Below are 14,658 nucleotides of genomic sequence, written 5' to 3' on the forward strand. Positions count from 1 at the left end.
GAATGGATTCAGATGAGAAGAAGCACCAAACGCAGTTTCTCAATTTTCATGACAGCAATCATGCTGTTGAGCTTGTGGATTCCTTTTGTACCTGCACAGCAGGCTAACGCAGAAGGAACTGCTACAACTTCGGAATCAACCGATCGCAAAGTCCGCTTTACCTATATACGGGAAGATCAAAATTTTGGCGAGTGGAATATTTGGACCTGGAATACTGGTGTACAGGACGGCCAGGTTGATTTTACAACAAAGGAAGGCAGAAAGGCGGTCGCGAACATCCCTGTAGGCGCAAATACGGCCGAAATGGGCTTCGTGCTTCGCAGTACTTATGATTGGAATACTGCACAAAAGGAATTTGGGGACCGTTTTATCAAGGTTAATAAAAATGATTCGATTACTAAAGTGTTCGTTACAAGCGGCGTAGAGCAAATCCGCATTGTGCCTGATGGGTCGGCTCCTGTGATCGCGGATGGAAATGCGACTTTCTTTTACCGGGACAAAGAGTTGTTTGCAAATGATCAGATGAACACAATTGAAAAAGTAGATTTGAAGATTGATGGCAAGACTTTACCAATGACCTATGAGCCTGAGAATGAGAGATTTGCAGTTTCATATGAGAACATTCCAACTGGAACACATGGGTACACATATTTAGTTACAAAGGATGGCGTCACTACCGAAGTAACAGATCCTTACAATCCAGCTTCGGAAATCACCTACGCGAACGCTGACCTGACAGTTTCAGGTTCTGTCAACCCAGCAGAAATTGATTATAGCCAGAACGCTGTGCTGAAAGTTGATGTAGAGGGCCTGACAGATGGAGTTGAAATCAGCAAGATTACGGCTGATGTGTCCGAACTTGGCGGGTCAAAGACTCTTGCAATCGATCCTTCTTTAATGGAAGTTACCATTGCAGTCGATGACAACATAACAGCAGGTGCGAAGACGATTCCTATAACGGTGACCGATTCATTTGGCAACCCGCATACCGGCAATGCCAATGTTACGGTTAAAACAAGACAATCTGTCGGCGATAATGATTTTGACTGGGATGAGTCGATCATTTATTTCATGCTGACAGACAGATTCTTTGATGGGGATTCCTCCAATAATGATCCTTATGGCTTAAACTATGACACTACTGATCGCGGTACGTATCAGGGCGGCGATTTTAAAGGCATTACTGAAAAATTGGATTACCTGGATGAACTGGGTGTCAACACAATCTGGATCAGCCCGATTGTTGAGAATGTTAAGCATAATGTCCGCTACAAAGATGGGGACCCTTCGTACTATGGTTATCACGGATATTGGGCAAGCAATTTTGGCGAATTGAACCCTCACTTCGGTACGATGGAAGATTTCCATAACCTGATTGATTCTGCCCATGAACGCGGAATTAAAATCATGGTTGATGTGGTATTGAACCACTCTGGTTATGGTTTGAAAGATATTGATGGCCAGGTGACGAACCCTCCTGCCGGCTACCCAACAGATGAAGAACGCAGCACTTTCAGCAATCTTCTTCGCCAGGGTTCCAATGTAGGATCGGATGAAGTCGTTGGGGAACTATCAGGCCTTCCTGACTTCAAAACAGAAGACCCTGAAGTCCGCCAGACAATCATCGACTGGCAGACCGACTGGATTGAAAAAGCAACAACGAGCAGCGGAAATACAATTGACTACTTCCGTGTGGATACTGTAAAGCACGTAGAAGATGCGACCTGGATGGCATTCAAGAACGCCATTACAGAAAAAATGCCGAAACACAAGATGATTGGCGAAGCCTGGGGTGCAAGCGCCAACGACGATTATGGCTATCTGGAATCAGGCATGATGGATTCCCTGCTTGATTTTGACTTTAACAAAATTGCGCATTCTTTTGTAAACGGAAACCTGAATGCTGCCAATGATGCGTTGATCAAGCGTAACGCGAAAATTGATAACACCGCTACACTCGGCCAGTTCCTGGGAAGCCATGATGAAAATGGATTCCTGTTTGATGCTGGAAATGATGAAGGCAAGCTTAAGGTTGCCGCTTCCCTTCAGGCAACAGCTAAGGGCCAGCCGGTCATTTACTACGGTGAAGAACTTGGGCAAAGTGGTGAAAATAACTATCCGCAATACGACAACCGTTATGACCTAGCCTGGAATCAGGTGGAAGGCAACGATGTCCTCGAGCACTACAAAAAGATTTTGAACTTCAGGGGCGACCATTCTGAAGTATTCGCAAAAGGCGAACGTACGACAATCGCTGGTTCAGACAGCGACCAGTTCCTCCTTTTTGCACGGAAGCATGGTGATGATGCTGCCTATATCGGATTGAATATTGCTGATGCAGCAAAAGAAGTGACATTGACTGTGGATTCAGCAGATGCCGTTGTGACAGACCACTATTCAGGTGAGACATATACTGCGACAGCTGGAAAAGTAACATTGCCAATCCCTTCTAAAGCAGATGGCGGTACTGTTTTACTAACGGTGGAAAATGGTTCAATCACTCCTGGAGAAGATGGCAATGGAGATGATAATGGCGATGGGAACACTGTTGAACCGATCCCAGCCAATCACATCCGCATCCACTACAAGCGTGACGACAACAATTATGCAAACTATGGAGCATGGCTGTGGAACGATGTAGCCTCCCCTTCTGCCAACTGGCCGACTGGAGCTACAATGTTCGAGAAAACAGACAGCTATGGCGCCTATATCGACGTTAAGCTAAAAGATGGCGCGAAAAACATCGGCTTCCTCGTTATGGACGTGACAAAAGGTGATGCCGGCAAAGACGGCGGAGACAAAGGCTTTACGATTACTTCACCTGAGATGAACGAAATTTTCATCAAGCAAGGCGATGACAAGGTTTATACCTATGAACCAGTCAACCTGCCAGCAAATACCGTCCGCGTTCACTATGTACGTGACAATGCTGACTATGAAAACTGGGGTCTATGGAACTGGGAAGATGTCGCGGCACCTTCTGATGGCTGGCCTACAGGCGCAGCTTCCTTCACTGGAACTGACCGCTATGGTGCCTATGTCGATATCAAGCTGAAAGACAATGCTAAGAAAATTGGCATGATTACCCTGAACAAGGCAACTGGCGACAAGGATGGCGGAGACAAAACCTTCAACCTTCTCGACAGATACAATCACTTATGGGTAAAACAAGGCGATGATAATGTCTATGTATCTCCATATTGGGAGCAGGCAACAGGCCTTATATCTGCAGAAGTCATCTCTGAAGATTCGATTCTATTAGGTTTTACCATGACAGATGGATTGTCGGCCGATGAACTGAAGTCAAAGCTGGAAATCAAGGATGCCAGCGGTGCAGCAGTTTCAATTGAAAGTGTTGAAATCAAAGGCAAATCCGTTACAGTGAAAGCCGCATTCGATTTAGATAAGCTTCCTCTTTCAGTCACATATTCAGGCAGAACAGTGAAGGCTTCTACCAGCTGGAGAATGCTTGACGAGATGTTTGCCTATGAAGGCGATGATCTTGGTGCTGCCTATAAAGACGGGGCAGCAACTTTGAAGCTATGGGCTCCTAAAGCAAGCAAGGTTGTGGCAAACTTCTTCAATAAAGACAATGCAGCTGAGCAAATTGGCAGCATCGAATTAACAAAGGGTGAAAAAGGTGTCTGGTCTGCGGAAATCGCACCTGTTGACCTGAATGTAGCCGATCTTAAGGGTTATTTTTACCAGTATGAAGTGACAAATAACGGAGTCACAAATAAGGTTCTTGATCCTTACGCGAAATCGATGGCAGCGTTCACGGTGAATACAAAAGGTGAACCTGGCCCGGATGGGGATACTGTCGGTAAAGCGGCGATCGTTGACTTGAGCGGCACAAATCCTGAAGACTTCGATCATGCGAAAATCAAAGAGTATGAAAAGCGCGAAGACGCGGTAATCTATGAAGTGCACGTACGCGACTTCACATCGGACCCTTCTATTGAAGGTGATCTGGATGCAAGATGGGGCTCTTATAAAGCCTTCACAGATAAGCTGGATTATATTAAAAAGCTTGGTGTAACCCATGTTCAATTGCTTCCTGTCATGGCATGGTATTATGGCGATGAAACGAAGATGGGCCAAAGGGAACTTAATTACTCTGCCGGCGGAAATGAGTACAACTGGGGCTATGACCCGCACAGTTACTTCTCTCCGGATGGCGCCTATTCAGAGGATGCAACTGACCCTGAATTACGCGTGAAAGAACTGAAACAGATGATTGATGCAATCCACGATGCTGGGATGGGTGTCGTTCTCGACGTGGTCTACACTCATATGGCAAAAGCCAGCCAGCTGAATGACATCGTTCCTAACTATTACGCGTTCCAGGACGCACAAGGGAACTTCCTTGGCGGCTTCGGGAACAACCTGGCAACAAGCCACAAGATGGCTGAAAAGCTGATGGTAGATTCAGTTAAATACTGGTTTGAAGAGTATAAGATTGATGGCATGCGTTTTGATATGATGGGTGACGCCACCTATCCTTCGATCCAGAACGCTTACGATGCTGCGGCATCTGTAAATCCTGATGCGTTATTCATCGGCGAAGGCTGGAGAACATTCGCAGGCCACATTGCTGAGCCGGATTTAGCTGGCATGGGCGCAGATCAGGATTGGATGGATAAAACCGATAATGTCGGCGTTTTCTCTGATGAAATCCGTAACGAGCTGAAATCAGGCTTCGGTTCTGAAGGTGAGCCTCGCTTCATCACAGGCGGTGCCCGCGATATCAACACGATTTTCAACAATATCAAAGCACAGCCAGGCAATACATCTGATGATGATCCAGGAGATATGGTCCAATACATCGCGGCGCATGACAACCTTCCGCTTCACGATGTCATTGCCCAATCGATCAAGAAGGACCCTGCTGTACCTGAAAACGAGCTGGAAATTCACAAACGAATTCGAATTGGGAACTCCTTGATTCTAACGTCACAGGGCACTGCTTTCTTACACGCAGGCCAGGAGTACGGCAGGACCAAGCAATGGAAAGGTGAAGGTGTCCCTGAGCAGAAGTATCACGAATTGACTGATGAACAAGGAAATCCATTCGGCTACTTCATCCACGATTCATATGATTCATCCGATGCCATCAACATGTTTGACTGGCAAAAGGCAACAAATAAAAAGAAATACTCAGTCAACACTACAACACAAGCCTACACGAAAGGCCTGATTGAGCTAAGAAAGTCAACAAATGCTTTCCGCCTCGGCGAAAAGGATCTCGTTGACCAGAATGTAAGATTGCTTGATCTGCCTGAAATCAAGAACACAGACCTTGTCATCGCATACGAAAATGAATCTACAGATAACACTGGAACCTACTACGTATTCGTTAACGCTGACACTCAAGCACGCACATTGACACTAGGCGATCTTGACTTCTCAAAAGGAAAGGTCCTGGTCGATAATGACGAAGCCGGTAAAACTCCGGTATCCAAAAAGTCCGGTTTCAAGCTGTCAAAAGACAAGTTAACACTTGATCCATTGACAACAGTCGTCATCAAAGTAGACCAAAAAGGCAAAAAGAAATAATCATTTACGGCAGGTATCATCCTTACCAGATGGTACCTGCCGTTATTTTTGCCTTAATCGTTTACTGACAGCGCTATCAAGGGTATTATTAATGAACACACCTAGAACGACTAAGGAGAATCTGATGCTGGATTACAAGTTATATAAGGGCCGCGGCTCGGAGTATATTGTGCTGCTGCACGGGATTGGCGGGAACTCGAACATTTTTTACAAACAGTTGAAACCTTTCCTGAAAAAATATCATATTGTTGCGATCCATATGCCTGGCCATGGAAAATCACCAGACATAGACTCGTATAAAGATGGGTTTTCCTTTGACGTTATTGTCCGGGAAATCCTGCGCACCCTTGATCATCTCTCGATTCGAAAAGCGCATTTTGTCGGGATTTCGCTGGGTTCGATCATCGTCCATCATCTTCTGCAGACACGCCCGGATCGAGTCAGGTCCGCCGTTCTGGGAGGCGCCATCACCAGGTTCAACCTGTTCGCAAAATCTTTGATCAAATTGGCAGGGATAATTAAGGACTTCATCCCTTTTATGTGGCTGTACCGCATTCTGGCCCTGGTTTTGATGCCGAAGGACAACCATAAAGATTCGCGCCGTTTTTTCATCCAGGAGGCATATAAGATGAAGCGGAAAAACTTCCTCGCCTGGTACCATCTTGCCGGTGATGTCAAAGCCACCTACAGCAAGGTCCAGGAAAACAGTGAGGATGTCCCAAAGCTCTATATATCAGGGGCCGAGGACCATATGTTTGTCCGCGAATTAACTGAGGACCTACGCGGCGATAAAAGCTCGGAGCTGGTCATCCTTGAACAATGCGGACATGTCTGCAATATCGAGAAAGCCGATGATTTCAATGAGCTATCCCTCGAATTCATGGACAAGCATCAGGTTAAAAAAGCGCATATCAGTTAATGAGAAAAGCTCAAGTCCTCGAAATATAAAAAGGGAGCAGGCCAGGCGGCTTGCTCCCTTTTGGTTGCTTTTTAGTAATAAAATCCAGGCCCACAGCATGGGTACATCGGATATCCGTAACCATAGCCATAACCACCATAAAACGGCCGCGGGTAAAATAAAGCGCCTCCCAATAATCCACCAGCCAAACCACCTAAAAACGGTAATCCAAATCCCCACCTCTGGTCTTGCATTCGATAAGGATGTCTGTATGCGTACATACGGCTTACCTCCCTCTTCTCTATTTTGTATCCACTACCTTTATATGCATTTATCACGGTTTTGGCTTGGGCGAATACCTGTAAGGGAGACTGTTTCTTATCTGTATTCATGAGTTGCCACTCTGAACAAATGCACTTTTTTACTAAAAAAAGAAGAGCATGAGATTCTCCAATCCCATGCTCCTCACTAGACATATTAAACCTTAAATTTTGCTACCATTTCCCTCAAGCTCTCTGCCAGCCTCGCGAGTGAAGCGGAAGATGAGGATACCTCTTCCATGGAGGCAAGCTGCTCTTCCGTGGCCGAAGCGATTTCCGCCGTGCTTGCGACGGAGCCGCGGGCAATTTTTGTTACCTCTTCTATCGAAGCATTCACCTGCATGACGCTTGCCGACATTTCTTCAGAAATCGCGGAGACCTCCTGGATTTCCGAGCTGACATTCTCAATCGATTTTAAAATCTCATCGAATATCCGGCCTGTATCCTCAACCAATGATGTTCCTTCGGAAATTTCAGCTGCCCCTTTATTCATCATCTCGACGACCTGATGGGTTTCTTTTTGGATGACTTCAATCAAGCTGGAAATCTGGCTGGCAGACTGCCTTGAAAGTTCAGCCAGCTTCCTGACTTCATCTGCGACCACAGCAAACCCTTTTCCGTGCTCGCCTGCTCTTGCTGCTTCAATGGCGGCGTTGAGAGCCAGTAAATTCGTCTGGTCAGCGATGCCTGTAATGACCTCGATGATTTTGCCGATTTCAGCCGATTTTCGATCCAAGTCCTTGATGACCGAATTTGTTTCACTCGTTGTATGGTTGATAGTTTTCATCTTTTCAATGACTTTTTCCAGAGAATCATGGCCAAGTGTTGCCTGTTTCGTCGTATCAACCGCAGACTCTGCGACTGTGGAAGTCGTAACCGCGACACGCTGGATGGCACTAGACATCTCTCCTACTGCCTTCGCGCTTTCCTCTGTATTCTTGCTTTGGAGCTCTGCACCGCCGGCGACTTCCTGGATGGCTGTCGCCACCTGGTTCGTGGCAGAATTCGTCTGGTCAGCACTCGCCATCATCTCCTCAGCTGATGCCGCAACCTGCTCGGAAGTGCTGCTCACCTGAAAAATGATATTCCTTAAATTTGTTGCCATCTCATTGAAATCAGTTGCTAATTGCCCGATTTCATCTGTATTCTTCACATTGATTTTTTCAATGGCCAGATTTCCGTCAGCTAATTGCTTTGCTGCCTGAGAGACAAGCTGGACAGGTTTTGAAATCATTCTGCTAATATATGTAGCAATCACAGTCCCAATGACAAATGCCGCCACAGAGAGCGCGATGATGAGCAAGGCTACCTTCTGGACATTTCCGGAAAGGGTTTCACTCGTTGTATTCAGGGCATCTTGCTGGTACTTAATCGCATCTTCGGCTGCTGAATTCAAGCTAAAGATAAGCTTATTTCCTTTTTCCTGCATTAAAAGCCTTACTTTTACCGTTTGTTCATCCCGGATGAGAGTAAAGGCTTCTGAAGCGACATCATAATATTGCGCCTCAGCCGCGACCAGATTCTCTCCCACTTTCTTCTCTTCAGCGGATTTTGCTGAGCTCAAGTACTTCTTTGAGCTCTTAGCAAAATCCTCTACCGCTCCTTCAAATTCGATCAGGCTCTCACCATCACTATTTGCCATGTATTTTTGAAGCGCAAGCTGCTCCCGCATGACGGCATCCTTCATTTCGACAATCAAATTCAGCTTCCCCATCCGGTCTTCAATCGACGTAGAATACTGACTATTCATCTTGTTAAATTCGAAATTCGTGATGATTGCCACGACTGCCAACAAAGCCAAAACCGAAAAAAAGCCCGCCAATAATTTGGCCCGAACACCAAACTTCATCTGTGGTTTTCTCGCAAAACTCTTCCTGAATTTCATTTTCCGCTCTCCCGTCCAGCAATATAGTCAATTACCGTTTCTCTTCATATTAATTATTTCGGTTCGATTTCAGAAAATTTTAGGACTTTAGCCATAAAACTAAAAAGAACGGAACTCCTACTTTCGAATGGAAGCAGAAGAACCGTTCCTATGCTTATGAGAGACTGCGATATTTGATTTCCCCGCCGATGATTGTCATATCGATGTTCATGGATAATAATTCGTCTGGATCGGCCATTTCAAATGGGTTGGATGAATACACAGTCATATCCGCAAATTTCCCTCGGGCGATTGTGCCTTTTACCGTCTCTTCATTTGTTGGATAGGCTCCAAGTTCAGTGAACAGACGGAACGCTTCAACCATGGACAGCTTCTGTTCTGGCACATACCCACCATGTGTTTCACCCGGCTTTTTGCGTGTCACTGCCGCATGGATTCCGAGAATCGGGTCGACCGGTTCTACTGGAGCATCTGAACCTCCAGCGCAAATCACGCCAGCATCCATCAAGGTTTTCCAGGCGTAGGAAAGCTTGATCCGTTTTTCGCCAAGTCGTTCCTGTACCCATGGGAAGTCACTCGCAAGGAAACGCGGCTGGATGTCGGCAATCCTGCTAGGTGCCTTGAGACGTGGAATTAATTCCTCCCTCAGAACCTGTGCGTGGATCAAGCGGTCGCGATAGGCTGCAGCCGGGAACTTGTCCAGCACATCAAGGACATTTTCCAGTGCCTGGTCACCAATCGTATGGACTGCAATCGGCATGTCCAGATCACGCGCCCCTTTTACGATTTCATATAGCTGTTCCTGGTCATACATCGCATCGCCGTAATGGCCCGGTGCGTCACTATATGGTTCTGTGAGGAGCGCTGTTCTCCGGCCAAACGCTCCATCGGCAAAAATCTTCACAGCGCCGATTTGCAGGGTTTCATTGCCATACCCTGTGTACATTCCCGCTTCTTTTAGATTTGGTAAAAATTCATGGTTGATCAGCAGATTGCTTCGCAGGCCAAGCTGCTCTCCATTTAACAGCTCATTGAAAAGATTCCACGTTTTCTCAAGCCCGCCGAGATAGAGCGGATCATTCGTATGCACGCTGGTCAGTCCCTTGCTCATCGCAAACTGCATCGTCTGGCGCATCGCTTTTTTCCAGTCATCGTAGGAACGTTCCGGAATGTACTGTCTGACTAGATTCGCCGCTGATTCCAGGAACAAGCCCGTCGGCTGCTTGGTGATTTCATCCAGTACGATTGTGCCGCCCTCTGGAACACTTATATCCGGATGATAGCCGATCACCTCGAGCGCCCTGCTGTTGACTAACGTCGCATGCAGGCACGTCCTTGTTAAAAATAGCGGGTTTGCCGGCGCGACATAATCCAGCTCTGTAATTGTCGGAATCCCTCCGTCGGTAAAAAGGTTCTCGTCCCAGCTTGAGCCGACAATCCATTCGCCAGGCTTAAGCTGGTTTGCTTTTTCCTGTATTTTTTTTAGCATCCCCTGCTTGGTTGTGATTCCGACAAAATCTAGGTTGATAAAACTATCTGCCATGATCGATAGGTGAAGATGGCTGTCGATCAGGCCAGGGGTGGCTGTTTTCCCTTCGAGGTCGATAATTTGTGCCTGGCTGCCCCAATGCAGCACCATATCCGCAGAAGTTCCCATATCGATGAACCGGCCATTTTCAATGACCACAGCCTGAACAATTGGGTTAAGTGAATTGAATGTATAGATGGTGCCATTTTTGTAGATGGTTCTCAAGATGATTCTCTCCTTTTTGGTAAAATGAAAGCCAGGAGAGGCACATGCCCGGGAGTGGAGTTTAATAGAAGGAATGGAGGAAAAGCTCTTGTCTATAAAAAGCAACGACAGAAATAACCGGTCATTGCTTTTACAATACACGTTATCTCCCATTTCGATCAGTAGTTCTCCATGCGCCAATTCAAGCATGACAGTCTGCTCCTTTTTCAGAAAGCATCCCAGCAGTAACCAGTCTGACCCTGGCCACGCTTCGGCAAACAACCCTTCCAGCCACCATCATTGAATGTCTATCTCCGATGGCCTACTCTTGTTGTTCGCTCCTCTACCTCACCGATCTGATAAGATCATATGAAATTAGCTTAATAGTATCATAAATGCCTCAGAATGTTCACTGATTTTTATTTTGGATTCTTTTAAAATGAAGGAAGAAAGGAAGTGGAAAATGATCGTTAAAGAACGGACCAAACCAGAAGAATTAGAGATTTTACAAGCGTTGAAGCCCCGGATGGAGCTGGAGGAGAAAGCGGCATTGAACCTGTACACGCTGGAAAAAGGCTATGAAGGCGAAGTGCAATTTGACCAGTGGTTCACGAACTGCCGAGTGGAGAGTCTAATTATCAACGACCTTTTACTGGAAGTGAATGGCACCCTCTTTCAAATCGATTCCCTCGTGATTACCCAGGACCGGCTCCACCTTTTCGAAGTGAAAAATTTAGAAGGAGACTACTATTTAGATGGAGACAAATTTAAAACCGCCGCCGGTGCTGAAACCAAAAACCCCCTCCACCAGCTAAGCCGTGCCGAATCCCTGCTAAAACAACTGCTGAAGAATCTAGGATTCTACATCCCTCTCGAACCACACCTCGTGTTCATCAACCCGGAATTCACCCTTCTGCAAGCACCACTGAAATCACCCATTATTTTGCCAACCCAACTGAATCGGTTTATGGATAGGATGAACAGAACCTCCTCAAAACTAACAAACAAACATACCAAACTCGCCGAGGCCCTCTTGTCCTTGCATATTAAGAAATCACCGTTTACCAGAGTGCCAGGGTACGAATTTGATGGGTTGAGGAAAGGGGTTGTTTGTGAGGGGTGTGGGGGGTTTTTGGATTCATTGGGACAAAAAAGATTTGTATGCAGTCACTGTGGGGCACGTGACTCTATTGAATCCCTTGTTTTACAAACGTTAAAAAGTTTTCAAATACTGTTTCCCGATCGAAGAGTAACCACAACCATCATATATGATTGGAGCAACGGAGACCTACCAAGGAAATCTATTAGAAGAGTTTTAAAAAACAATCTATCAGCCAACGGCGAATGCAAATCTACTTATTACGAGTAATAATTTCTACACGGACTTTAGCCAAGGGGAAGTTTTATCTCCTCTTGGCAATTTATTTGACCCGTTTCCCTTTTTCTTTCCTTAACCGGTCATATATCTCATCTTTATGTGACCGGTTTTTCTCTTACTTCCCCTAACTGGGCACATATCTCTTCTTTATTTGACCGGTTTTTCTCTTACCTCCCTTAACCGGTCACATAACTCTTCTTTATTTGACCGGTTTTTCTCTTACCTCCCTTAACCGGTCACATAACTCTTCTTTATTTGACCGGTTTTTCTCCTACTTCCCTTAACCGGGCACATAACTCTTCTTTATTTGACCGGTTTTTCTCCTACTTCCCTTAACCGGGCACATATCTCTTCTTTATTTGAACGGTTTTTCTCTTACTTCCCTTAACCGTGCACATTTTTTCTTCTTTATTTAATTCCACCTCCTTTTCTATCGAGAATGAAACCAAACTAATTTGGCAAAATAATCACAGTAGAAAACGCTTGCAATTTCTAAAATTCGTTTTATAATACTTGTATACAAGTATACTTGATTAACCAGGAAGGTGAGGAAATGACCGAAAAAAATGAATTTCTTTATCCTCAAAAATGGCTTTCGAAGGCGTCGACCGGTGATCGTGTCGCGAGTGAGCTGCGGATGCAGATTATTTCGGGATTGATTGAAAGCGGTGCCACCCTTTCGGAAAACAAATTGGCTGCGGACTTTGGGGTCAGCCGCTCACCCATTCGTGAAGCGCTGAAAATCCTCGCGGCTGAAAACTTGATTCGGCTGGAAAGAATGGGCGCTATAGTCATTGGCTTGACCGAAAAGGATGTTGAGGAGATTTATGACGTCCGCTTATTGATTGAATCATTTGTTTTTGAACGACTGATAAAAATAGATACTTCAAATCTTGTAACTGAGTTGAGCAAAATCCTCGAAATGATGAAAATCGCCATCAAGTACAAGGACGCTGACGAGTTCAGCCTCCAGGATGTGCTCTTCCATGAGACGATCATTAGGGCCATCAATCATTCCCATATCAGAATGATCTGGGATAACACGAAACCGGTTATGGAAGCGTTCATTCTTTTATCGATGCGCGCAAGGATCGAAGAAAAGTACGAAGATTTCGATCGCATCCTCGAAAATCACGAGCTTTATATTGAAGCCATCAAAACGAAGAATCGCGAACTTATGATTAAATCCTTACACCAAAATTTTGATGATGTTCAAGGTAAAGTTGAGGACCTTTGGATATCGCAGCAGACGCTTTCCAAGGGAGTTGAAAAAAATGACTGAGTATATGCTGGGAGTCGATATCGGCACCACAAGTACCAAGGCTGTTCTATTCAGTGAAAAAGGTGAAGTCATCCTGCAGGAGAACGTTGGCTACCCTCTTTATACACCGGATATTTCAACAGCCGAGCAAGACCCGGAAGAAATATATATGGCAGTCCTGACGGCCGTCACAAAAATTATGAAGCACCATAAGCAAAAAAAGCTGGCGTTCATCTCATTCAGCAGCGCGATGCACAGTGTCATCGCTATTGATGAAAATGATGAGCCGCTTACGCCATGCATTACCTGGGCGGATAACCGCAGTGAAGCATGGGCACACAAAATCAAAGCTGAGCTGAACGGGCATGAAATTTACAAGCGGACAGGAACGCCAATCCATCCGATGTCGCCGTTAAGCAAGATCACATGGATCGTGAACGAGCGTCCCGATATTGCTGCAAAAACGAAAAAATACATCGGCATCAAGGAATTCATTTTTAAAAAGTTCTTTGACCAGTATGTGGTGGACCACTCGCTTGCATCGGCAATGGGGATGATGAATCTCAAAAAGCTTGATTGGGATGAAGAGGCCCTTCAAATTGCCGGAATCACCAGAAACCAATTATCCGAGCTTGTATCGACAACAAAGGTTTTCACAGGCATTAATCCTGAAATTGCGAAGCAACTTGGTATTGACCCGCAAACTCCTTTTGTCATCGGCGCAAGTGACGGTGTTCTTTCCAACCTCGGAGTGAATGCGATTGGCAAAGGTGAGATCGCGGTGACGATTGGGACAAGCGGTGCGATCCGCACAATCATCGACCAGCCGCAAACCGATGAAAAAGGCAGGATTTTCTGTTACGCCTTGACCGAAAACCACTGGGTGATTGGCGGGCCTGTTAATAATGGCGGGATGGTCTTTCGCTGGATCAGGGATGAGTTCGCTGCATCCGAAGTCGAGACGGCAAAACGCCTGGGAATCGACCCTTACAATGTGTTAACGAAGATCGCTGAGCGTGTAAGGCCTGGATCAGAGGGATTGCTGTTCCACCCATACCTCGCCGGCGAACGTGCTCCATTATGGAATCCTGATGTCCGCGGCTCCTTCTTTGGACTGACGATGTCCCATAAAAAAGAGCATATGATCCGTGCAGCATTAGAAGGAGTTATTTTCAATCTATATACAGTATTTTTAGCTCTAACTGAAGCGATGGAGAGCCCGGTTACAAGAATCCAGGCTACCGGCGGTTTCGCAAGGTCCGATGTCTGGCGCCAGATGATGTCTGACATTTTCGACCTTGAGGTGGTCGTGCCTGAAAGCTATGAAAGCTCATGCCTTGGCGCTTGCATCGTCGGACTTTATGCCACTGGAAAAATCGATTCCTTTGAAGTGGCTTCCGAGATGATCGGCAGCACTCACAAGCATACGCCAGATGAAGAGGCAGCAAAGGAATACAGGCAGCTCGTACCAATTTTCATCAGCTTATCTCGTGCATTGGAGCAAGATTATTCAAGAATTGCAAACTACCAAAGAAGCTTGATCAAATAAGGGGGCGCCTGCTCCCCTTCCCAAAATGGCAACGCTTTATTTTAGCAAAACCGGCTTTTTCACAAAGGGAACACCCCGC

At 45.9% G+C, this 14,658-nt stretch carries 8 protein-coding genes and 1 riboswitch; of the genes, 5 read left to right on the forward strand and 3 right to left on the reverse strand.

From position 1 onward, the window contains the following. Positions 1–12 precede the first annotated feature (12 nt). Positions 13–5,556 carry a pullulanase gene (locus FS736_RS05360; RefSeq protein ID WP_144475325.1) on the forward strand — a complete coding sequence of 1,848 codons (5,544 nt, stop codon included), beginning with the start codon at positions 13–15 and terminating at the stop codon, positions 5,554–5,556. Between the two features lie 91 nt (positions 5,557–5,647). Further along, complete coding sequence (locus tag FS736_RS05365) at positions 5,648–6,475, forward strand: alpha/beta fold hydrolase (protein WP_144475326.1); 828 nt, start codon at positions 5,648–5,650, stop codon at positions 6,473–6,475. A 10-nt stretch (positions 6,476–6,485) separates the two neighbouring features. Here the strand turns inward: FS736_RS05365 and FS736_RS25445 are convergent, their stop codons facing one another. The 3 genes from FS736_RS25445 to FS736_RS05380 all read right to left on the reverse strand — a co-directional run bounded on the left by FS736_RS25445 (position 6,486) and on the right by FS736_RS05380 (position 10,415). Continuing rightward, positions 6,486–6,656 (reverse strand): hypothetical protein, encoded by a 171-nt coding sequence (locus FS736_RS25445; protein WP_186326672.1) that lies wholly within the window; start codon positions 6,654–6,656, stop codon positions 6,486–6,488. A gap of 275 nt (positions 6,657–6,931) precedes the next feature. After that, on the reverse strand, positions 6,932–8,659 hold the full coding sequence (locus FS736_RS05375; RefSeq protein ID WP_144475328.1) for a methyl-accepting chemotaxis protein: 1,728 nt from the start codon (positions 8,657–8,659) through the stop codon (positions 6,932–6,934). A 154-nt stretch (positions 8,660–8,813) separates the two neighbouring features. Then, positions 8,814–10,415 (reverse strand): amidohydrolase, encoded by a 1,602-nt coding sequence (locus FS736_RS05380; RefSeq protein WP_186326694.1) that lies wholly within the window; start codon positions 10,413–10,415, stop codon positions 8,814–8,816. A 151-nt stretch (positions 10,416–10,566) separates the two neighbouring features. After that, a riboswitch (Lysine riboswitch) is annotated at positions 10,567–10,745 on the reverse strand. 109 nt (positions 10,746–10,854) lie between these two features. Between FS736_RS05380 and FS736_RS05385 the strand changes: the two genes are divergently transcribed. The 3 genes from FS736_RS05385 (at position 10,855) to gntK (ending at position 14,579) form a co-directional block, all read left to right on the forward strand. Continuing rightward, a complete protein-coding gene (locus FS736_RS05385; RefSeq protein WP_144475329.1) occupies positions 10,855–11,760 on the forward strand; it encodes a nuclease-related domain-containing protein in 906 nt (301 codons plus the stop codon). A gap of 562 nt (positions 11,761–12,322) precedes the next feature. Beyond that, complete coding sequence (locus tag FS736_RS05390) at positions 12,323–13,051, forward strand: GntR family transcriptional regulator (protein WP_144475330.1); 729 nt, start codon at positions 12,323–12,325, stop codon at positions 13,049–13,051. Continuing rightward, positions 13,044–14,579 (forward strand): gluconokinase, encoded by a 1,536-nt coding sequence (gene gntK / locus FS736_RS05395; protein ID WP_144475331.1) that lies wholly within the window; start codon positions 13,044–13,046, stop codon positions 14,577–14,579. The genes FS736_RS05390 and gntK overlap by 8 nt, the downstream gene beginning before the upstream one ends. Positions 14,580–14,658: the final 79 nt, after the last annotated feature.

Origin of the sequence: Cytobacillus oceanisediminis 2691, from assembly GCF_007678455.1 — a bacterium.
GTDB classification, from domain to species: domain Bacteria; phylum Bacillota; class Bacilli; order Bacillales; family Cytobacillaceae; genus Mesobacillus; species Mesobacillus oceanisediminis_A.